The organism is Pseudoalteromonas sp. SW0106-04, from assembly GCF_001293805.1.
GTDB lineage: Bacteria > Pseudomonadota > Gammaproteobacteria > Enterobacterales > Alteromonadaceae > Pseudoalteromonas > Pseudoalteromonas ruthenica.
The window spans coordinates 81,390-103,336 of the sequence record NZ_BCAI01000012.1 but is presented as its reverse complement, the minus strand read 5'-3'; the positions used below and the strand labels follow the sequence as shown (position 1 = coordinate 103,336).

The 21,947-nt window shown below is 47.5% G+C and carries 21 protein-coding genes; 13 read left to right on the top strand and 8 right to left on the bottom strand.

The genetic code is table 11. From position 1 onward, the window contains the following. Positions 1-182: 182 nt before the first annotated feature. From W04_RS14150 to W04_RS14135, 4 genes are all read left to right on the top strand, one after another. On the top strand, positions 183-2,342 hold the full coding sequence (locus W04_RS14150) for a prolyl oligopeptidase family protein (protein WP_053911274.1): 2,160 nt from the start codon (positions 183-185) through the stop codon (positions 2,340-2,342). Between the two features lie 66 nt (positions 2,343-2,408). After that, complete coding sequence (locus tag W04_RS14145; protein ID WP_053911273.1) at positions 2,409-2,936, top strand: GNAT family N-acetyltransferase; 528 nt, start codon at positions 2,409-2,411, stop codon at positions 2,934-2,936. A 98-nt stretch (positions 2,937-3,034) separates the two neighbouring features. After that, entirely contained in the window at positions 3,035-3,598 is a 564-nt protein-coding gene (locus W04_RS14140) for a cytochrome b (RefSeq protein WP_053911272.1), read from the top strand. Next, positions 3,591-4,169 (top strand): YceI family protein, encoded by a 579-nt coding sequence (locus W04_RS14135; RefSeq protein WP_045978641.1) that lies wholly within the window; start codon positions 3,591-3,593, stop codon positions 4,167-4,169. Before W04_RS14140 ends, W04_RS14135 begins: the two co-directional genes overlap by 8 nt. A 10-nt stretch (positions 4,170-4,179) precedes the next feature. On the opposite strand, the gene W04_RS14130 is transcribed toward W04_RS14135, so the two are convergent. Continuing rightward, a complete protein-coding gene (locus W04_RS14130) occupies positions 4,180-5,076 on the bottom strand; it encodes a TIGR02285 family protein (protein WP_082342246.1) in 897 nt (298 codons plus the stop codon). A gap of 104 nt (positions 5,077-5,180) precedes the next feature. On the opposite strand from W04_RS14130, the gene W04_RS14125 reads away from it, so the two are divergent. After that, positions 5,181-5,720, top strand: a complete 540-nt coding sequence (locus W04_RS14125; RefSeq protein WP_197275971.1) for a dienelactone hydrolase family protein — start codon at positions 5,181-5,183, stop codon at positions 5,718-5,720. Positions 5,721-5,939: 219 nt separating this feature from the next. Here W04_RS14125 and W04_RS14120 read toward each other — a convergent pair whose 3' ends face one another. Next, on the bottom strand, positions 5,940-6,530 hold the full coding sequence (locus W04_RS14120) for a hypothetical protein (protein WP_053911270.1): 591 nt from the start codon (positions 6,528-6,530) through the stop codon (positions 5,940-5,942). 101 nt (positions 6,531-6,631) lie between these two features. On the opposite strand from W04_RS14120, the gene W04_RS14115 reads away from it, so the two are divergent. Continuing rightward, complete coding sequence (locus W04_RS14115; protein WP_053911269.1) at positions 6,632-7,831, top strand: isocitrate/isopropylmalate family dehydrogenase; 1,200 nt, start codon at positions 6,632-6,634, stop codon at positions 7,829-7,831. On the opposite strand, the gene W04_RS14110 is transcribed toward W04_RS14115, so the two are convergent. After that, positions 7,805-8,194, bottom strand: a complete 390-nt coding sequence (locus W04_RS14110; RefSeq protein ID WP_045978644.1) for a hypothetical protein — start codon at positions 8,192-8,194, stop codon at positions 7,805-7,807. The two genes, W04_RS14115 and W04_RS14110, sit on opposite strands and share 27 nt — an antisense overlap. Positions 8,195-8,295: 101 nt before the next feature. After that, positions 8,296-9,231, bottom strand: coding sequence for a LysR family transcriptional regulator (locus tag W04_RS14105; RefSeq protein WP_053911268.1), 936 nt, complete (start codon positions 9,229-9,231; stop codon positions 8,296-8,298). Between the two features lie 165 nt (positions 9,232-9,396). On the opposite strand from W04_RS14105, the gene W04_RS14100 reads away from it, so the two are divergent. Continuing rightward, on the top strand, positions 9,397-9,795 hold the full coding sequence (locus W04_RS14100) for a hypothetical protein (protein WP_197275970.1): 399 nt from the start codon (positions 9,397-9,399) through the stop codon (positions 9,793-9,795). Between the two features lie 34 nt (positions 9,796-9,829). Here W04_RS14100 and W04_RS14095 read toward each other — a convergent pair whose 3' ends face one another. Next, complete coding sequence (locus W04_RS14095) at positions 9,830-11,074, bottom strand: DNA-binding protein (RefSeq protein ID WP_053911267.1); 1,245 nt, start codon at positions 11,072-11,074, stop codon at positions 9,830-9,832. 175 nt (positions 11,075-11,249) lie between these two features. Here W04_RS14095 and W04_RS14090 point away from each other — a divergent pair, with 175 nt between their 5' ends. Further along, positions 11,250-12,233, top strand: coding sequence for an NAD(P)H-quinone oxidoreductase (locus W04_RS14090; protein ID WP_053911266.1), 984 nt, complete (start codon positions 11,250-11,252; stop codon positions 12,231-12,233). Positions 12,234-12,281: 48 nt separating this feature from the next. Here the strand turns inward: W04_RS14090 and metG are convergent, their stop codons facing one another. After that, positions 12,282-14,315 carry a methionine--tRNA ligase gene (gene metG / locus W04_RS14085; RefSeq protein WP_053911265.1) on the bottom strand — a complete coding sequence of 678 codons (2,034 nt, stop codon included), beginning with the start codon at positions 14,313-14,315 and terminating at the stop codon, positions 12,282-12,284. A 172-nt stretch (positions 14,316-14,487) separates the two neighbouring features. Between metG and apbC the strand changes: the two genes are divergently transcribed. The 3 genes from apbC (at position 14,488) to W04_RS14070 (ending at position 18,758) form a co-directional block, all read left to right on the top strand. Continuing rightward, the gene (gene apbC / locus W04_RS14080) at positions 14,488-15,573 is read left to right on the top strand and encodes an iron-sulfur cluster carrier protein ApbC (protein WP_082342245.1); all 1,086 of its coding nucleotides are present in this window, start codon (positions 14,488-14,490) and stop codon (positions 15,571-15,573) included. 2 nt (positions 15,574-15,575) lie between these two features. Next, positions 15,576-16,166 (top strand): dCTP deaminase, encoded by a 591-nt coding sequence (gene dcd, locus W04_RS14075; protein ID WP_022943631.1) that lies wholly within the window; start codon positions 15,576-15,578, stop codon positions 16,164-16,166. Positions 16,167-16,256: 90 nt separating this feature from the next. Then, positions 16,257-18,758, top strand: coding sequence for an EAL domain-containing protein (locus W04_RS14070; protein WP_053911264.1), 2,502 nt, complete (start codon positions 16,257-16,259; stop codon positions 18,756-18,758). Here the strand turns inward: W04_RS14070 and W04_RS14065 are convergent. After that, entirely contained in the window at positions 18,700-19,491 is a 792-nt protein-coding gene (locus W04_RS14065) for a CLCA_X family protein (RefSeq protein WP_045978650.1), read from the bottom strand. The genes W04_RS14070 and W04_RS14065 overlap by 59 nt on opposite strands. After that, the gene (locus W04_RS14060; RefSeq protein ID WP_082342244.1) at positions 19,488-20,078 is read right to left on the bottom strand and encodes a tRNA-uridine aminocarboxypropyltransferase; all 591 of its coding nucleotides are present in this window, start codon (positions 20,076-20,078) and stop codon (positions 19,488-19,490) included. The genes W04_RS14065 and W04_RS14060 overlap by 4 nt, the downstream gene beginning before the upstream one ends. Positions 20,079-20,194: 116 nt before the next feature. On the opposite strand from W04_RS14060, the gene W04_RS14055 reads away from it, so the two are divergent. Next, positions 20,195-20,536, top strand: a complete 342-nt coding sequence (locus W04_RS14055; protein ID WP_022943635.1) for an Hpt domain-containing protein — start codon at positions 20,195-20,197, stop codon at positions 20,534-20,536. Positions 20,537-20,624: 88 nt separating this feature from the next. Further along, positions 20,625-21,842 (top strand): pyridoxal phosphate-dependent aminotransferase, encoded by a 1,218-nt coding sequence (locus tag W04_RS14050; RefSeq protein WP_022943636.1) that lies wholly within the window; start codon positions 20,625-20,627, stop codon positions 21,840-21,842. The last annotated feature ends 105 nt before the right edge of the window (positions 21,843-21,947 follow it).

Genomic DNA, 21,947 nt, shown 5'->3' with positions numbered 1-21,947 from the left:
AGCCAGTTTTGAGTTAATAATAAGTTAACAGGCATGCAACCAGCCAGATAGCCAACCTGAATATTCAGGTTGGTTTTCTTTTTTATAGGACTATTCAACGCGAAACTGTCTCGCTTCGCTGGACAATAGACAGCTAGAGCGCTAATTTAACTTCGATTCTAACAACAAAATACGAAAAAATTATGCTTAAAAAATCTCTCGCAGTTGCGGTATGCATTGCCCTAACGGGATGCAGCGAAAAGCCTGCTTCACAACAGCAAAATGAACAACTAGAACAGCCTGAAAAACAGGTCGCCCAGATAAACTACCCGGACACTCGCAAAGGCGACGTTGTCGATAGTTATTTTGGCGAGCAAGTTGCTGATCCCTATCGTTGGTTAGAAGACGATATGAGCGAAGAGACCGCTAAATGGGTTGAGGCACAAAACCAAGTCACTTTTGACTACCTCGAGCAAATTCCTTACCGAGACGAGCTAAAAGAGCGTCTTAAGACGCTAATGGATTACGAAAAAGTCAGCGCACCCTTTAAAGAAGGTGACTACACCTACTTTTACAAAAATGACGGCTTGCAAAACCAATACGTACTTTATCGTCAAAAAGGAGACGGTGAGGCAGAAATTTTCCTAGACCCTAACACCTTTAGTGAAGATGGCACGACGTCGCTTGCTGGCATTAGCTTTAGTGAGGATGGCTCTTTAGCAGCGTATCAAATCTCAGAGGGCGGCAGTGATTGGCGTAAAGTGATTGTGCTTGATACCGAGACTAAAAAGCAGCTGGGTGAAACCTTAGTCGATGTTAAGTTCAGCGGTATTTCTTGGTTAGGCAACGACGGTTTTTATTATTCAAGCTATGACAAGCCACAAGGCAGCGAACTGTCAGCAAAAACAGACCAGCATAAACTGTATTACCACAAGCTAGGTACGGCGCAAAAAGACGATCAACTTATCTTTGGTGGCACTGAGGCGCAAAAGCATCGCTATGTTGGCGCAGCGGTGACTTCGGACGAGCGTTTCTTGGTTATTTCCGCAGCGGTATCTACATCAGGTAACAAGCTCTTTATTAAAGATTTGACAGATGAAAACAGTGAACTGGTCACGGTGATTAATGATATTACCTATGACACCAGTGTCATTGACAACGAAGGTGACACACTGTTTTTAGTAACCAACAAAGATGCGCCGAACAAACGTGTGGTTACGGTGGATGCGAAGGACCCAGCTCCTGAAAATTGGCAAGACCTGATCCCTGAAACAGACAATGTACTCAACCTATCAAAGGGCGGCGGTTATTTCTTTGCCCGCTATATGGTCGATGCCATTTCACAAGTTAAACAGTTTGATAAAAGCGGTAAGCTAGTGCGAGAAATCGCCCTGCCAGGTGTCGGCACGGCCTCTGGCTTTGGCGGTAAACAAGAGCAACAGACCTTGTATTACACCTTCACTAACTATAAGACTCCGGGCACTATTTTTAGCTTTGACGTACAAAGCGGAGAATCTCAGGTTTATAGAGAGTCAGGTGCTAAATTTGACCCCTCACAGTACGAGTCTAAACAGGTATTCTACACCTCTAAAGACGGCACTAAAGTACCCATGATCATCACCTATAAAAAAGGCACTAAGCTCAACGGTGAGGCGCCTACTATTTTATACGGGTATGGTGGCTTTAATATTAGCTTGACGCCGCGCTTTAGCGCCACAACGGCTGCATGGCTTGAGCAGGGCGGAGTATACGCGGTAGCTAATTTACGCGGTGGCGGCGAATACGGTAAAAAATGGCATAAAGCGGGCACCCAGTTAGAAAAACAAAATGTGTTTGATGACTTTATTGCTGCCGCAGAATTCCTTATCGATAACGACTACACCTCCAGTGAGCGTCTTGCTGTACGTGGCGGTTCAAATGGTGGCTTGTTAGTGGGGGCGGTAATGACCCAGCGCCCTGATTTATTCAAAGTAGCACTGCCAGCGGTCGGTGTTCTTGATATGCTGCGCTACCATACTTTCACCGCAGGTGCGGGATGGGCGTACGACTATGGTACGGCGCAAGATAGCAAAGAAATGTTTAATTACCTAAAAGGGTACTCACCGGTTCACAATGTAAAACCAGGTGTGCACTATCCTGCAACTTTAATTACCACAGGCGATCACGATGATCGTGTGGTTCCAGCGCACTCATACAAGTTCGCAGCAGAGCTTCAAGATAAGCACCAAGGTGAGAATCCAGTGATGATCCGCATTGAAACCAATGCCGGGCATGGTGCTGGCACACCAACCAGTAAAACCATTGAGCAATACGCTGATATTTATGGCTTTACTCTATACAACATGGGTATTAAAAAGCTTTAATAATTTATCGCGTTATATACGTATCGAAGCCGAGCCTAGCGCTCGGCTTTTTTGGAGCACTAGAGCATGTCATTAATGGATTTTCATTCGTCTCGATTACAACATCAGCCATTGCGAGCAGCACATTGGCCAGTATTTTATGCCTTACATCAACACCTCGAGGTGATGCGCTATGTGGCGGATATAGGGGATATTGATGAGGTGCAAGAACGCTTTCAACAACGTTTAAACCCTACGAGTATGCAGCCTTGTTGGTATACGTGGGCCATTGCAAAGCGAAGCGGTGAGCTTATCGGGGTCACAGGGTTTTATCGTCACAGTGAGCACCTAGCAGAGTTAGGATTTATGCTCCTACCACAATACCAAGGGCAAGGGTTGGGGAGTGAGTCTCTGCATGCGTTGCTTGAGCATGGGCACAGTCAGTTTAGTCTGCGCGAATATACAGCCACAGTTACTGCCGGCAATGAGGCGTCACGAGCGCTTCTATTAAAGCAGGGTTTCACTCAGCACTGCCAAGGCTATAACGGCCATTATATCAATGGCGAAGAAGTGGAGGATTGGCTATTTAAGCGCACTTTCAGCGATGGTGAATAAAGTTTTGTGCATTTACGCACACTTGGCATTGCGCCAGCGCCATGTTTTTTTCTCAACGGCTGATTTAAGCTATTAGCAGTTATTAAGGAGAATGAGCGATGTTAAAAAATACTCAATATGGCTATGGATGGATAGCTATATTTCTGCACTGGTTAGTCGCTATAGCTGTGTTTGGGCTGTTTGGATTGGGCTTGTACATGGTTGATTTGAGTTACTACGACAGCTGGTACAAAGGCTCATTGGATTTGCATAAAAGCATCGGTATTACCCTAGCACTGGTGTTTGCGCTGCGCTTAGTGTGGCGTATTACCCAGGTGACTCCGCGCGCGGCTGATCCGACCTTGGTATGGCAAAACCGCCTAGCACACATCGCCCATGGGCTACTCTATGTGTTGTTAGCTGCATTACTGATGACCGGGTATTTAATCTCAACTGCAGATGGGCGCGGTGTCGAGGTGTTCTCGTTATTCACTGTTCCTTCAATGGGCGAATTCATTGATAACCAAGAGGATATCTCTGGATTAATCCATGAGTATGTGGCTTGGAGCTTAATTATTTTTGCTGCGTTACACGCCCTAGCGGCATTTAAACATCACTTTATTAATCGAGATCGTACTTTGACGCGTATGCTCAAAGCGACAAAAGGAGATAATCATGAATAAATCACTTACTAAACTTGCACTTGGTGCCGCTTTACTCACATCCAGTTCAGCCGCACTTGCTGCTGATTATGTGATCGATACCAAAGGGGCGCATGCCTTTGTTAACTTTAAAATTCAGCACTTAGGTTATAGTTGGTTATATGGCCGCTTTAATACTTTCTCAGGCGACTTCAGCTATGACGCTGATAAACCTAACGAGTCAAAGATCAATGTTGTGATAGACACCAGTAGTATTGATTCTAACCATGCTGAGCGTGATAAGCACTTGCGTGGTGACGATTTCTTAAATGTTGGTGAGCACCCTAAAGCGACCTTCAAAAGCACCGATATCAGCTTTAGCGATGATACTAATGGTAAAGTAACGGGCGAATTTACCCTCAATGGTGTAACCAAAACCATTAGCTTCGATATAGAAAAAATTGGTGAAGGGGATGATCCATGGGGTGGCTACCGCGTCGGCTTTTTAGGGCATACCCAGTTAGCGCTTAAAGACTACAATATTGATTATAACCTCGGACCAGCATCGACTCATGTTGACATCGAGCTATCGATAGAAGGTGTACGTAAGTAATATTTTCGACTTACTGTGCTTTTAGCCGCGTTTGCAACTGTTGTTGTAAGCGTGGCTTCAATTGTGGTGGCAGCCAGCGCATCATTACCTGCTCGTAGCTATCGGTTGCTGTTATTTTTTCTAACGCGCTGTCAATAATATCAATATGTTCAGATCCCAAGGCAGTATTGCTGCACCCCACGTAGCCGTGACTAATGGCGGCGACCTCGGCGATAGGAAAAATAGCCATTTGCTCTTTCACTCCCATTTTTGATGCCAAGTAGTAATGCTCGCTCGGGTAACCAACGAGCATATCGAGCCGTTCTTTGATCAACATATAAGTGAGGCTGGCGAGTACGTCCTTGCCCGGACGGGTGACTAGGCTGCTGCGCGGACTGTGGTTGATGATGTGGTCAAGCTCTTTGCCATAAGAGCGGTTCATCGGTAACCCTAACCGCAGGCCTTGCTCAGCGAGCAATTGGCTCAGCGATACCGGCTCACCTTCTACCAACCCTAACGTATTAGCAAGCTTCTTACGCATCACCAATGCAGGAGAAAGTCCCACAGTTGAAGCGTTATTAGTAAACAACAGTTTGTCCAGGCGACGCTGGGTTTTGTACAAGGATAAGATGCAGTAGGTATTTTGCGGGTTGCTTAGCTCATGGATAGCACGACTGCCTGGGATATGCACATAGTCGAACCGGTAATTAGGCAATTGTTGCTGCAACAGGGCGATGGTTTGCTCATCTCGCCCTTCACCTTGATGTGTGTCACTCATAATGTAATAGGGGGCAAAGTCAAACACCAGCCAGCGTATCGTTTGGCGCTCATTTGCATATGCTGCGAGCGAGTGCACGAAGCCTAAGAGCAATATAAGAGGATACCGACGCAACATAAAGCTTACTGCGTTTATTAATACCTTGTTCATTGAGTGTAGCAGCTTTGTTTATTTTTCAGAATCAAGAACATAAATAAATATAAACTTTATCAAGCTTGCTTTATAATCGTTGTTTGCTTAGCAGGGGGCGGATGATGGCTAAATTACTGTTACTCTCCGATATTTTTTCTAACACGCAGGCGACGCAAGCGCTCGCCAAGAGCCTTGATGCGACATTGCTATGTGCCAATGACACAGCGTTGCCAGCTACACAGCAACATCAGGCCTATCAGCAGTTCATTGCAAAAGGTGGCCACGATGAGTATTTGCGGCGTGTTATGCAGACCCTTGAGCGTTTTAGGCAGGTTGATGTCATTGGTTTTAGTGCGGGGGCAAGTGCCGCATGGCGCGCGATAAGTCAAAGTCGCAATGTCTCTCGTGCCCTGTTATTTTACCCAACGCAAATAAGGCATCATGTCGATTTAGTGCCAAGCTGTAACACGGACATTATTTTTGCTCGTCATGAAAGTGCATTTGACGTTAAACAGCTGATGGCGACACTGTCACACCCGCGTATCCATTGCCATCGCAGTGCCTATGAGCATGGCTTTATGAATCCACTTGCATCGAGCTCCAGCGCTCAGGCACGTGATTACGGCAACGCCCTTATTGCACAGTGGCGGCGCCCAGGTTGACCGCGCTGATGGTTAAGCGCGCTATGTGGGCCTGTTTGATAGTAGGAAAGTCACAGCGCAATCGATAGCGGCTATACAAATTTGAGAACACCCTTGTTCTTACGATGCCATCAAGGGCACTGATAAATTCTTTGGCACTGCTGCGTGGGCGAAAGCAGCAGTGATTATAACGTGCAATGACATCGCTTAGCCTCAGCTTGTGGCGTGCGAGTTCATTCTCTACTTCAATAAAATAGGCCACGCCAGACCAATAAACACGTTGATAGGCTTGGCGTTGCCACTGACTTCACTAAGCGGCCCTTGCTGGATACGTGTGTCAGCTTTACCGCGTGCTAACCCGGCTTGTAGGCGGTGTTCGAATTGCCCGCGATTGTATATTCCTGCATGGAGCATGGTGTAGTTTTGCATCAAAGTGGCAAACCCTTCGCTTAACCACCTGTCTTCAGCGGGGAGGTAGGGCATGTATAAATGCGCCAACTCATGATAAATAGTCCAGTCTTTGCGTATACGCTTTATATCGGCAAAACGTCCAATTTCGAGCACCACTTGCACCGGTGGCCCGCGTTTTATCTCCCCCCAAGGCACAGCTTCAGTGGTAAACACAGGTTGACTAATGTTCACTTCAACATGCTTATAATGAAGGGCTCCAAGCTGTTTGTGGGTATTGTCTACTGCGGTATTTACCCACGCTTGTAGCTGTTGTTGGCGCTCATCACTTGCATAGCTTTCGAAGTTCAATTGCCAGTGCGTGTCTGCACTAGTGCAGGGAGTTAGAAAGGCCAAGACTATGATGGCAACATAAATGCGCATATTGATCCTATGAATGCTAAACAAAGTCACGGTTGATTAGCGAATTGTACTGCTGATTGTTATAACAAGATCTCTGTAAGCTGAACTTTATTACAATCATTATGATGCATAATTTCGAGGTGGGCTATATTGATGGCGATGGTATCGGCCCGGAGATAATGCCGTATGTACGCGCCGTGATTGATCAGGTGGTTGCGCTTACCTACCATGGTCAGTACGGCATTGACTGGCATGCTTTATTGCTCGGTGAGCAAGCGGCTAGAGAAGGCGATGGCGAGTGGTTTCCTGAGGCCACAATCACGCAGCTAAGAGCGCTCAAAGTAGCCTTAAAAGGGCCGATGAGCAGTGCCATTGGCGGTGGGTTTCGCTCCTTGAACATTGCTTTACGTGAAGAGCTCGATTTATTTTGCAATATGCGTGTGATTAAAGCACTCGATGGCTTGCCAAGCCCTCTGAAAAATAGTGGCGCTATTGATATGGTAGTCTTTCGTGAGTGCAGTGAGGATAGCTTTGCAAGTATTGAACTGGCTGCCCAAAGCAGTGATGCGTCGCGTTTAATCGAGGTGTTGGAGCAGGAGCTAGGTTATTACAAGCTCCGCTTTGCTGATAACTGCGCCTTAGCGATAAAAAACTGCTCGCAAGCCGCGACCGAGCGACTGGTCGCGCAAGCACTCAGCTATGCCTTAGCGCATCATCGCACAAAGCTCACTATTGTACATAAAAGTAATGCTTGGCAGCTTACTGAAGGGCAATTCCAACGTTGGGCGCTGGCCTACCTGCAACAGCACCATGAGGTTACGTTGAGCACCTGCAAGCAGTATTACCAGTTATGTAGCAACACAGGCCAATGTATTGAAGTCGAGTTCATGATGCTCGATCGGGTAATGCAACGTTTACCGCAGTACGCATCAGAGTTTGACGTGTTGGTGTGTAATAATCTCGCAGGGGATTTGATTGCCGACTTAGGGGCGGCGCTGGTCGGGGGCGTAGGCATTATTCCCAGCATTAATTGTAATAACGAGATGGCTATCTTTGAGCCTAGTCATGGTCCATTTCGACGAATCGCAGGCCAAGGTGTTGCCAACCCTTGTGCAACGCTATGGGCGGGTGTGTTATTGCTACAACACTTAGGGCTGGACCAAGCAAGTACGCGGTTATTTCACGCGCTTAAGTATGTCATCAGCCACTACCCGCAGTTGTTTCAACTCGACACCCGTACTCATAAACTGCCACAGGTGTCCACAGACGCGGTGATCACGGCGATTGAGCAATATCTAAGCCGCAATCGCGCCGCGCAGTAACTGTCGTGCCCGTAAGCGAACCGCATCGGTATTGCCTAATTTCGGTGCCAGCCCTAACTCATCAAGCATGACAAATAAAATGCTCACGGGAACCGGACAATTGTCTTCATCGAGAATATCTGCAGCACGTGAGTCTACTTGGGCAGCGTTAGGATAGTGCTCGCGCAGAGCATCCAATGTTAAAGTATTATCGCCACAGGCACGACAATGGCCGCCAAACTCGTCATTCAGTTGTGCCAGTGCTTGATAAAATTCTTCAATATGGATGGCATTGCCGCAAGCATCTAACTGAGCACGAATAAAGGTATCAAGATCAGCATTAATGTGGATGCAGTCATAGTGGGTGTAGTGTCGTTGTTGCATAGTTGCCTCCGTTATGGCTCATTTTGTCAGCGTCACTATAACTGTATGGGTGAAAGTGATATTTATGAAATGGGTGGTATCCATTATTAGTATTGATGAAATCAATGTGCAAACTGCAGCAGTTGTTGGCGGAGCCAAATATGGGCATTGTTATGATGGACAAGCGGGCTCCAAAGCATGGATACACTGATGGGCACGATGGGAAAGGGCACCGGGCATATAGCGAGTTTTTGGCTGCTCGTCGCGACCAGATGTTCAGCTAAGCGTTTCGGTAGCGTAGCAATAAGCTGAGAATGTTCGCACAGGCTCGGTATTAAACTATGTTGACGTGCGTAAACACGGATATTCCGGCGCTCACCCAGTTGCATGAGCGCCTGATCAACCCAGCCAAGCTTTTGTGGCTCACGATTTTTGACCAAGGGTTCAGGCCCAAAGCCACTGCGGTTAAGCCAAATATGTGGTGCTGATAAGTAGTTCTCCAAACAGGTATCCTGTTGTATTGGGTGTGACTGATCGCTCAGGCAACAGTAATTGTCGCGCCACAAGGTTTTTTGATGGAATGAAGACGGTAGGCGCATGAAACGGTCTACAGCGATGTCTACCTGACCTTGCTCTAGTTCACTGAGAGTGACATCACTGGGATTAACTAAGTCTATGTGGATGTCTGCATAATGACAACAGAGCTCTTTGATCAGCGGCACCAACATCGAACTGACAAGAAATTCATTGGCCATTACTCGGAATGTGTGGCTACTTGTCTTGGCATCAAAAGGCTGCTGTTGTGACGTGATCCCTTGTGCGAGAGCGATGAATTGTTCGAGTTCGGGTTTGAGTGCCAATGCTTTTTGCGTGCATAGCATGGTGCTGCCGCTGCGCACAAGGAGTGGATCAGCGAATAAGTCACGCAACCGCTTGAGCGCGTTACTCATCGCACTTTGGGTAAGAGCGAGGCGGTTTGCAGCCGCAGACACACTACATTCCTCTATCAACACATTCAAATAGACCAACAAGTTTAAATCAATTTGTCTTAGGTTCATGTTCAGGTCATACCCCTTATTACTGCTGTTATTTACTCTAGCTTAGCCTACTGTATATAGCTAACTCACTAGAAAATAACGGCTATTTCCAGCAGTGATAGTGAGCAATTTTCACTTTTACTGACCCTTAAAGGGCCGTATCCTGTAACTAAAAAAGGAAGGTTTATGTTGAAATATATTGTTGGAATTACCTGTATATTTGTGGCTCATGTCACCGAGGCCCACCCGCTAGAGGGGAGCTGGCAATTTGTTAAAGGGGAGTATTACAGTGAGGGACAGGTGTTCTATGCTGAGGCTCCTGATGTGACCTCAGTAAAGGTCCTAAGTGGCGGCCACTTTAATTACATCACGCAAAAAAATGGCGAATTCCATTATGCCGCTGGTGGGCGATATGAGGTTACAGAAGATGCATTCATAGAGCATGTTGATTACGGCAACATTCCTTCTTTGTTAGGCAAAGAATTGGTTTTTGACTATGAAATCAAAGAGCAGTTATGGCATCACACGCTTTATCAAGATGGTGAACTGGTAGAGTATGAAGTATGGCAACGAGTTGCTCAGTGAGCACTAAAAAGGCGCTGTAATAGCGCCTTTTATCCTATGCTGACTGGATGGAGTCCATATCATCATCCGAGTTCTTTTTTGCGCTTTCACCGTCTTCCTCAGAACGCAAGCGTTCAAGTTCAGCGTGAGTTTCGGCTAAGCTCAACTCTAACTCACCTAGGCGGCTTTGTGCCAAGGTTGCACTTTTAGATAGGCGCTCGAGCGTGGAGCTTGAATTTTGCTTAAGAAAGGTGATTTGTTCTTTCAAGCGTTTATTCTCAGCTACAGTGTCTGCAGACTCGCTGTCCTTAGCTACCAGTTGCTCTTCAAGCTCTTTGATCTTGTGCTGATACTGCTCGTTACTTGCAGTAAGGCGCTCAATGGTAGAAGCGGAGTTGGTTTTTAAGAACCGTACTTGCTCGTGTAACTTTTCATTATCTTGCTTGGCCTGCTCAGCTTCACTTTGAATAGTGCCGAGTTGTTCGCCTTGCTCTTTGTTTTGCTCACGCAACTGACGAATATCTTCGCGTTGGCTAGCTTGGTGCTTGGCGGCTACTGCACTTTGTTCTTTAAGCAGGTTGTTTTCATTTTTCAGCTTATCAACAAGTGGCTGTTGCTCTTCGAGTTGCGCCTGTAATTGGGCAACGCTGGCGTCGAGTTGGGCTTTAAGCTCTTCGAGCTGTTGGTGCTGATGGTTTAACTCATCATGTTGGCGTTGAATTTCATCACGCTCTTGCGCCAAAGCCGCATAGTCGTTGTCAAAATTCTCAATACGCTGTTGCAAGCCTGCAAGTTTCTGCTGATGCTCTTGCTCAGTGTCTTGCGCCTGTTGGTGTAGCTGTTCAATATTCTCTGTTTGTTCAGCCAACTGCGCAGCTTGTTCGTCGAGCTGGCTCTGGCGAGCATCAACCTGCTGTTGGAGTTGTTCGTTTTGCTCAGCAAGTTGATCGTAATTCTGTTGTAGATCTTCAAGGCTTTGAATGGCTAATTGCTCAGCCTCACGCATCTCGTCAAGCTGCGCTTGCACGGGCTCGACTTGCGCATCGGCAAAGGCCTGTGTTTGCGCTTTGAAGGCATGGATAAACTGTTCAGAAAACTCGATATCTAAGTCGGTCACTTTGGTAGGCTGTTGACTATCTTGTGGCCGGGCCGAGCGATCCTCGCTACGCCACTGACGGTAATGTTCGAGTACGGTAGCGCGATCACCGTCTACACGCTCGAGCAATGTTGCTAACGTGATTGGTGTACCGGCTTGGTGCAATTCATCGCACACTGCTTTTATTTCACTATATTGTGTCATCAACCTATCCTCCCAACAGACATTTAGGATAGCATTAAAACGGCCAAGAAAAAGTGCTTCTAATAAAAATATCGGAGCTAAAAGATCCTTGGCTGCTCGTAATTACTATTTTAGTTGTAGGTTTGTCCCTTTAAAATTACGTTTACATCATACTACGATCAAACGGTATTACACAATGCTAACAATTGACTTAAACGAAAATAAACAGCTAGTTATAGCGCAAACGCCCACTGTAGCAGCGGCTCGCGGGCAAGTGTTAATAAAAGTAAACGCAGCGGGAGTGAATCGCGCCGATCTTTTACAGCGTCAAGGAAAATATCCGCCACCGCCAGGTGATAGTGAGATCCTCGGGCTCGAGGTGTGCGGAGAAGTGGTTGCATTGGGTGAGGGCGTAGCGTCGCAATGGTTAGGGCAGCAGGTGATGGCGCTTTGCGCGGGCGGAGGATACGGTGAATTTGTAGCCGTCGATGTACGTCATTGTATTGTTAAACCGGCAACATTCTCCCATGCTCAAGGCGCGGCATTTTGTGAGGTGTTTTTGACCGCTTTTGATGCCATTGCACAATACCCTGATTTTGGCGCAGAGCACACGGTTTTAGTACATGCTGGTGCGAGCGGTGTGGGCACTGCGGCTATTAGCCTTGCAAAATATTTGCAAGCGCAGGTGGTCGTGACCGTCGGCAGTGATGAAAAGAAACAATTTTGCTTAGCCCATGGCGCAGATAAAGCGATTAATTATCGTCAACACAATTGGCGTGAGGTGATGAAGACCGAAGGGCTCAGCCCCGATCTCATTATTGATCCTGTTGCCGGTGGGTATTTGAATGACGACTTATCGGTACTCAATATGGATGGTCGCATTGTCGTTTTAGCGCTGCTAGGGGGGCGCTATAGTGAGCAATTTGATGGTGCCAAGCTATTGCAAAAGCGAGCTCAGCTGATAGGGTCGACGCTGCGTAATCGTGCACCCGATTATAAAGCGAAACTGGTTGATAACCTAAAGCGTACGTTTGGCGATGCATTAAACAGTGGCCACATCGCGCCAGTCATTGATTCTATCTTCCCTTGGGAAGAGGCCATGTCAGCGCATCAAGTTCTAGAAAATAATGCTAATTTAGGCAAAGTGGTGCTTACACATGAATCGTTAGACGAGCGCTAAAGCGGACCTAAATTGAAAAGGCCAGCATATGCTGGCCTTTTAGCAGTATTACATAACCCGCATTCCAGGTTTGGCGCCATCATGGGGCTCAAGAATATATATATCCTTTTTACCTGGTCCAGCAGCCAACACCATGCCCTCGGATAGGCCAAAGCGCATTTTTCTTGGCTTAAGGTTTGCGACCATGACTGTGTGCTTGCCAATGAGTTGCTCGGGTGCATACGCTGATTTTATACCAGCAAAAACCTGACGCCGTGGGCCCCCTAAATCAAGGGTTAGCTTGAGCAGCTTGTCAGCACCTTCCACATGCTCTGCATTGGCAATTTTCGCGATGCGTAAGTCCACTTTAGCAAAATCATCAAATTCGATTTCATCGGCAATAGGGTCTTTATCAATTTCACCATTATTGGCATCTGGCGCTGGCGTAGCAGCCGCCGGTGCGAGGCTCTCTTTTGATTGCTCAAGCATAGTATTCACTTTGTCCATATCGACTCGTTGCATTAAGGCTTTAAACTTATTGATCTTATGATCAACCAAAACGGTGTCTACCTTCTCCCATGCTAAGTCGTCGTTGAGGAAGCTGCTCACTTTTGCGGCCATGCCCGGTAGGATAGGGCTTAAGTACGTCATAAGTATGCGGAATAAGTTGATCCCCACACTGCATACATCATGAGCTTGCTTCGCGGTATTTTCGTCTTTTATTAAGACCCACGGAGCTTGCGCGTCGATGTACTGGTTGGCTTTATCCGCCAGCGCCATGATCACGCGCACAGCGCGGCCATATTCTCTGGCTTCGTAGTGATCAGCGATGCTTTGGCGTGCAGCAGCAAACTCAGCGATAAGCTCAGCTTCAACGTTATCACTAGAGAGTGTACCGTCGAACTTTTTGGTGATAAACCCGGCGCAGCGGCTCGCTATGTTAACCACCTTACCTACTAAATCAGAATTAACTCGCTGGGCAAAATCTTCGAGATTTAAATCTAAGTCAGTGATGCCACTGCCGAGTTTAGCGGCAAAGTAGTAACGCAGATACTCTGGGTCCAAGTGCTCTAAATAAGTACGCGCTTTAATGAAAGTACCTTTTGACTTAGACATTTTTGCGCCATTGACGGTGACAAAGCCATGAGCAAAGATATTGCTTGGTTTTCTAAACCCTGCACCCTCAAGCATGGCTGGCCAAAATAGGCTGTGGAAATAAATGATGTCCTTACCGATGAAGTGATAGAGTTCGGCGTCGGCACCTTCTTTCCAGAAAGCGTCGAAATCTAAGTCGCTTTTATCACAAAGATTTTTAAAGCTGGCCATGTAGCCTATGGGCGCATCCAACCAAACATAGAAATACTTGCCAGGTGCACCGGGGATTTCAAAGCCAAAGTAAGGCGCATCACGACTAATATCCCACTGCTGTAGACCATCGGCAAACCATTCATCCAGCTTATTGGCCATCTCTTGTTGAATTGAGCCTGAGTGCAACCACTGTTTGAGCATGCCCTCAAATTCGGGTAAATCAAAAAAGTAGTGTTCGGAGTCTTTTAGCACTGGAGTGGCGCCGGACATCACCGAGCGCGGTGACTTCAGTTCGGTGGGTGCGTAGGTCGCTCCACAAACGTCACAGCTATCACCGTTTTGATCTTCGGCCTCACAGCTAGGGCAAGTACCAGTAACAAAACGATCTGGAAGAAAAATACCTTTTTCGGGATCGAAAAGTTGTGAGATGGTCCGCTTTTTAATATAGCCTGCAGTATCAAGACGGGTATAAATCAATTCACTCAGCGCTTTATTTTCATCTGAGTGCGTGCTGTGGTAATTATCAAACTCGATGTTAAAGTCAGCAAAGTCACGCTGGCGCTCAACACTGACTTGGGCGACCATTTCCTCAGGGGTAATGCCTTGCTTTTGGGCATTGAGCATAATGGGCGTGCCGTGCGCGTCATCAGCACACACATAGTAGGCGTCATGGCCTTGGGATTTTTGAAAACGGGCCCAGATATCAGTTTGAATATACTCTAACAAATGGCCTAAATGTGTTGGGCCATTGGCGTAAGGCAGGGCGCTTGTTATGAGAATTTTTCTCTTTGCCATAAAGTGCTCATTCCATCTCAGATAGGGTTACTCCCGCTAATATCGGGGCTTATAATGATCATAAGCGCCTCCCGAGCATCAGTGGGGTGAATAGACTGGTGTTAATGCCCCGAATGTTACATAATTTGGCGGCACTTTTCATTACGCTTCGTTAATTATTTATGCAGTTATCATGTTAGGATTTGGTTCAAAAGTGAAATCCGCACTTTTCGGTAGTCACAAGCCAACAAAATGGCCGTCTCAATATCAACAGTGTTTAGCGTCGTATCGCAGCGCCGCATTTCCAGTAGGGGTTCCCCCAGACGCTATTAGTAGTGACAGTAGCGAGACGCATTGCCACATCAACGCTCCTTTTTCATGTGCTCAAGAGGCACCGGCGCTGCGTCAGTATATCGCCGAGCAACTACAACGTGATGTGCGTGTTGACATCGATGTAACACTGCAAGAATCGCCGCGTCTTAAAACCATTAAGCACATTATTCTCGTGGCCTCTGGCAAAGGTGGGGTTGGCAAGTCGACCTGTGCTGTCAATATGGCGTTGGCGCTTCGCCGAGAGGGAGCGAAAGTGGGCATTCTCGATGCCGATATATACGGCCCTTCTATCCCGCTGTTATTGGGCTTGCAAGGTGAAAAACCTCAGGCCAAGGATGAAAATACTTTGCTGCCATTTGAAGTTCATGGCATCAAAGCGCAGTCTATCGGCTTTTTGGTAGACCCCGATGATGCCACCGTCTGGCGTGGGCCGATGGCCTCGCAAGCGCTGTCGCAACTGCTCATGGAAACTGATTGGGGCGAGCTTGACTACTTGTTGGTTGACATGCCTCCAGGTACTGGCGACATTCAATTGACCATGTCACAAAAAGTACCGGCCAGCGCGGCTATTATCGTTACAACACCACAAGACCTAGCCCTTGCTGATGCCCACAAGGGCGTGAAGATGTTTGAAAAAGTGAACGTCCCTATTCTCGGTTTGATCGAAAATATGAGTCAGTTCCAATGCCCGCACTGTGGCGAAACCAGCCACATTTTTGGCGCCGATGGAGCGCTGCAACTAGCACAGCGTTATGGCGTGCCTATATTAGCGCAGCTGCCGCTTGAGATGGGCATCCGCCAATGTTCGGAACAAGGCGCGGACTTAGGTGATGAATATCCTGAGCTATGCCACTACTTTGCTCACGCTGCGCGCATCAGCGCCAGTGAGCTTTATTACCAACAGGGCGCTAAGCAGCGCGTTGAGATTATTTTTACGGACGACTAACCATGCGTTTATCAGATACCCATATAAAACAGTACTTGGCCGAGCAGCGAATTCAAATTACCCCGACGCCAGGTGAGCAAGCCATCTCTGGCGTTAGCGTTGATTTGCGATTGGGTAATAAATTTAGAGTATTTCAAGATCATGCCGCCCCGTATGTTGATCTCAGTGGCCCCAAAGCGCAGCTAAACGCGGCCATGGAATCCATTATGAGTGATGAAATCGTACTGGGTGAAGGAGAAGCTTTTTTCCTTCATCCCGGGGAACTCGCCTTGGCAATCACTTACGAATCGGTGACCTTACCGGCTGATATTGTTGGTTGGCTCGATGGACGGTCATCGCTCGCACGCTTGGGCTTAATGGTTCATGTGACTGCCCACCGTATTGACCCCGGGTGGTCGGGCAATATTGTTCTTGAGTTTTATAATTCAGGAAAGCTGCCGCTGGCGCTGCGCCCGAACATGAAAATTGGAGCTATGAGCTTTGAAACACTCACCAGCCCAGCTGAGAAGCCATATAATGCCCGTGAAGATGCAAAATACAAAGGGCAAGACGGTGCCATCGCCAGCCGTATTGGTGATGATGGTCAGCAATAACCTTATGCTGTAATACAAAGTATTTAAATTTCATGGAAAAATCGTGCACCTCTTCCATACTGTACAAGGAAGAAGTTGCACGGGGGCTTAATGGTAAAGCAGCATAAACTGAGCGCACATTTGTGGGTCATGGTTATCGTTATGCTGGGATTTTTGGCTCCAGGGCATAGTGGTGCGCTGGCTGATGACCAACTGCATGTCAGCGTCGAGATGATGCAAAGCGAGCAGCCCCTGTCATTAGCTCAGGTAACTCAACAGCCCTTTGTAGGAAGTCGCATGGTAGCGATGGGCGAAGCAATGCTGCTTAATGCGGGAGGGGATTATTGGTTCAAGATTGCTCTGCCTGCTGATAGCTGTCCCAGTGCAAGCTGTTACTTGCGCGCGCAAAACCCCGCCATTTTTAATATCGACTTTTATCTATTTGATAATGGCCGGTTGCTGAGTCACAGTGCCGCAGGGTCATTGGCTTGGCCACCGGGGCGTGATGTTGGCGCCTCGATGGCCATTAGTGGCGCACAAGACCGTATTGTGTATGTGCACGTACAAGCGCAGCGCCATGCGCTTTTTGCACTCGAGCATCAAACAGAACTCGCATTTAATAAAGAGCAACAGCAGCATTGGCTTGGGTGGTCGTCCTTCTCAGGATTGATGCTTGGCTTCGTGATCTACTGTGTCGCTGTGTGGCTTGCCTATCGCGCTGGCTACTATGGATTTTTTGCCTTGTACATCGCCAGTAGCAGTATATTTCTGCTGGCCCAAGTTGGCATTACTAAATTTTTAACTCCCCAGAGTGTGCACAGCTTTTTGGTTCACTACACAGCGCTTAACGGCGTGATTATATGCATCTCTTTATTACTTTTCTTATCGCGATTACTCAGGCTAGATGAGCGTGCGAAAACCCTGCATAAAGTGTTTATAGCCGCGTTGTGGGTTGGCTGCGTTGCCGCGAGTGTGAGTCCCTTTATGGCGTTGGCTCACCAAGGAGTAATTATGGAGGTGTTGTTTGCCGCAACCCTAGTGTTAGCCATTATTGCTAGTGTTAAATACAGTCCGATGCAGCGCTGGGGCAGGTTATTGGCGTTTAGTTGGCTACCTTTGGCCGCAGTGGTCTTGGCGTTAGCGTTATTTTATCTGCGACCTTATGAAGTGGGCATTTATTTGTACGCCGCGTTTGCCTTTGCCTTAGTGTTGAACTGTTTGCTGATAGGCTTTGCGATGACGCTGCGAGAGCGTGGGCAAATGATGGCCCATCGCCAGATAGTGTATACAGATTCTGGAACCGGTCTGGCAAATAAGCAATTACTCAATAAAACCTTGAAGAGCGCTCGTCATGAGGCCATCACGCTGGTTATGTTTAAGCCTCGGGGGTTGGTGCAGTCGCGCGCTAATTTTGGTATTAGCCACGCGGACCGTTACATTAAATCGGTGATCCACCATGTTGAACACCAACTTGATGGGTTACCGCTATTGGCGCTGGGGCATCAGAATTCTGCTGTGGTGTGTCGCTTTAGTGACGATATTTTTGCTTTAGGGATTTGTGGCACACTGGAGCTCAGCACTATTGAGCAAGCGGTATGCGTGATCAATTCGGTATTTAATGAGGGCGTCGAGATTGATGATACCCACTTGATAGACCAGGTTGACTTTGGGGTTGCGAATTATCCACTTCATGCTCAATCTCATGAGCAATTAGTGCGTTACGCAATGCAAGCTTTATATCGTGACCGGTTACCCGGGCAGTTGTGGCACCTGTACTCTTTGGAAGACAGTATTCGCTCGCAGCGGCGCTTAAGCTTAGCCTCAGATTTAAAAACCGCCATCAGCGATAACCAATTTCGTATTTATTTGCAGCCGCAAATATGTCTGCAAGATCAGAGTGTCTATGGTGCCGAGGTGTTACTGCGTTGGCAACACCCTAGCAATGGCTTAATCACCCCCGACCAGTTTATACCCATTGCAGAGTCGGCAGGGCAAATTATGGAAATAACCGAATGGGTGCTAAGCGAATGTATTGCATTGCAGGCTAAACTCCATGAGTTCGCCCCCAAGCATGTTATGTCGATTAATATCTCCGGTCGAGACTTAAGCAATAAGAGTTTGCCGACGCATATTCTCACCTCACTACAAGAGCAACGGGTCGCACCATCGAGCATTATGTTGGAGCTGACAGAGTCGGCGACAATAGGTGGTCAGCGTAACGCTAAAACAGTGTTTGATGAATTCCGACGCATTGGTGTGAAATTAGCCATTGATGACTTTGGCACCGGCTATTCATCATTGGCATATTTAAGTTACTTAGGCTTTAACGAACTCAAAATTGATAAGCAGTTTGTGCACAATATTGCTGACTCTCCAAAAGATCAGTCAATATGCCAAGCCACCTGCGACCTTGCGCAAAGTCTTCAAGCGATGGTGGTCGCAGAAGGGATTGAGTCACTGAGCGATGCGCAGTACATGCGTAGCTATGGTTGTGACATCGGTCAAGGGTATTATTTTGCTAAACCTATGCCGGTTGCTCAGTACATGCAATGGCTTAGTCAGCATCATGACTTCGGCTTAGGGCTTGACCCAAAATCGCAAAGTAACGGCTGAAATAGGGCGCTAGCAGGCGCGCTTCATCGTCAGTAGGGTAGCCGCCAAGCTTTGCCAACTCACCTTGTTTAGTACCATTGACCAAATACTGGTTTTGCAGCGTATGGCTTTGAATATAATGCTCAAAAGCGCGTGCGCTAAGCTCTTCAGGCATCGCAAAGTAAAGGCGTCCAGCAGAATTATCAAGGTCAATGGCGCGCTTCATGTAATCGGAGCTATGATGCGCGCTGGCATCAAGAAATAAATGCCGGAACAAAGAGTTTAACGCTTGGTTCATGGGGTGTGTATTGATATCTTCGCGCGTCAGCCATAGTTTGCTGGCAAAGGCGAGCCGGCTGACCTGCGAAGTGAACAAAAAGCGGCTAATGTAATGATCAAATGCATGCCACCATTCATGAGCCAATGCACCACAGCCTGCGTTTTTCGCCAATGCCAAGGTCCGGGTGGTACTTTGATAATGGGCTTGGACACCGAGCTGGCCGCCTTGACCGAATGCCAGCGTTAAGGTTTGCCGCAGGCCAATCGCTTCGGGAGGGATGGCTAAAATCTGGGTTAGGTCCGCAAGCGCATCGTACACTAGATTAGCGGCGCGCTGACATTCCTCAGCGCTCACCCAGCGGCCAAGAGATATGGCTCGAAAGCCAAACGTGGCACGCACTTCAGCAAAATCGACATCAACGCCAAAGCGATAATCAGGCCCTCGGCGGTACTTTTTTGCCATTAACTGACTCATGATGAGTACCGCTGACGAACATGCGCAGGCATGTTTTTGAGCTGCTCCTGGACGAACCCAGCCAATAGTTGCTTTAGGGGCTGTGTTGATAGGCCCTCAAGCTGAGCCAAACAATAATTCGTCGCTTCCAACGTCGACAGGCTATCGTCACGGTTTGCTTTACGGATCCGGTACTCGCTTGCAGGTGGTTGCGCGAAAGTCAAACTAGGCAGGGCATGCAGCCAAGGGTTCAACTGCCACAACCGATGTACTTTACTCCAGGTGCCATCGAGTAGAATAATATGCTTGATGGTACCGCGCTGCTCGCTAAGTTGCTCAATGGCGTTTGCTTGCTCACTGGGGTAGACAACCGCAACGCCCTGATCAAGGATGCTTTGTACAGCCAAAAAATCCCTGGGGTTTTCACCGGTACAGACATTAATTCGCTTTAAAGCGAGCTGAAGAAGCGGCGTGGTGCTCTTAGCTTGGCTGAGCTCGTGGGGATGGCGTAAAATCCACACAGTGATGGTATTTTCAACCGCAATAACATATTTACACACGCAGTGAGAGCTTGGGTAGTGACACTGAGTGCACAGATTCCGAGCCATAAATGCCCCATTAAATTGCAAACACCGCTATTGTAATTGCTTTAAGTGCTTGCTCCAAGTTGTCCATTTGCTAATCTCAGCTTATGCTTTAAGAAATAACCTTAGGAATTAGTATCATGGAAATAAAAATAGATGAGAATGCGCTGGTTGCCATGAAAAGTTTATTGGCCGATCAATTTGATGCGACGTTGACCTTTTGCTTTAGTGAATTTACCCGCTTACATGGTGCTTTTTTGCAAAGCTTAGATAGCCAAGATAGTGAAGCGATACGTAATATTCACAGCTTAAAGTCGAATGCGGCGCAATTCGGTGCTATCACCTTAGCAGATACTGCGCGACGTATTGAGCAGGGGTTATCTCAAGGTGAGCGCCAGTCACTACAGCAGGATATTGATAGTTTGGATGAGGTCATCGCCAGTAGCGTCGTGCAAATGAAGCAGTGGCAGCAACAGAGTTGAAATTAATTCATTAATAACCCCCTGTCGCTACTGGTAATTTCCCTTTGGGCCCGATAATCTAACTGAGCATTTCGATTAAGGGGGAAGTATGTCCGAGATACTCAAAAGCCAGAAGTTACAGGGTGTGTGTTACGATATTCGTGGTCCGGTTTTACAAGCCGCAAAGGCCATGGAAGATGAAGGGCAAAAAGTCCTTAAGCTCAATATCGGGAATCCTGCGGCGTTTGGCTTTGACATGCCAGAGGACATGCTCCGAGACATCATCCGTAACCTGAGCTCAGCACAAGGTTATTGCGATTCAAAGGGTTTATACTCGGCGCGAGTAGCCGTATATCAGCATTATCAACAACGCGGCCTACACAACCTTAGCGTTGATAATATCTTTATTGGTAACGGGGTCAGCGAGCTCATCCAAATGGTGACTCAAGCGCTGGTTAATAATGACGATGAAATCCTTATTCCTGCCCCTGATTACCCCTTGTGGAGTGCCTGTGTGACGCTCTCAGGAGGGAAAGCTGTCCATTATCGCTGTGATGAGCAGGCCGATTGGTTTCCTGATATCGACGATATTCGCAGTAAAATCACCAATAAGACCAAAGCACTGGTATTAATTAACCCCAATAATCCCACCGGGGCTGTGTATAGCAATGCGCTCTTGCATGAACTTATCGCACTCGCTCGCGAGCACAACTTATTACTATTGAGTGATGAGATTTACGAGAAAATTCTATTTGATAATACGCCACATAGCTCTATTGCAGCGTTGTGCGACGATGTCCCGGTGATCACCTTTAATGGCTTGGCGAAAACTTATCGCGCAGCGGGTTTACGTATGGGGTGGATGGTACTAAGCGGGCCCACCAAAAGGATGGCAGACTTAATTAAAGGCCTAGAGATGCTTGCCTCGATGCGCTTATGTGCCAATGTGCCAGCACAAAACGCAATTCAACAAGCGTTAGGGGGCGTGCAATCCATTGATGCGTTAATCGAGCCGGGTGGTCGTTTGTACGAGCAGCGTACTATCGCTTGGCAAGGGTTGAACGATATTGACGGCATTAGTTGTGTCAAACCCAAAGGCGCGTTGTATGGCTTTGCTAAGGTCGATACAAAACGCTTTAATATCACCAATGATGAGACCATGGTGTTAGATTTGCTTACGCAAGAGAAAATTCTGTTGGTGCATGGGCGCGGTTTTAACTGGCCTGAGCCGGATCACTTCCGCATTGTGTTCCTGCCGCACAAAGATGAGTTACGACCAGCGATGGAGCGTATCGGGCGCTTTTTCAGTCGGTATCGGCAAAGCTAGCGGGGGGTTAACACGCCAGCCTATCGTTGGTGTGAAGCACCATTGGGTTTTTAATGCCCTTAGCCGTGAAAAATTTTACCGTTTTTGCTTGTCTGCTACTAAATA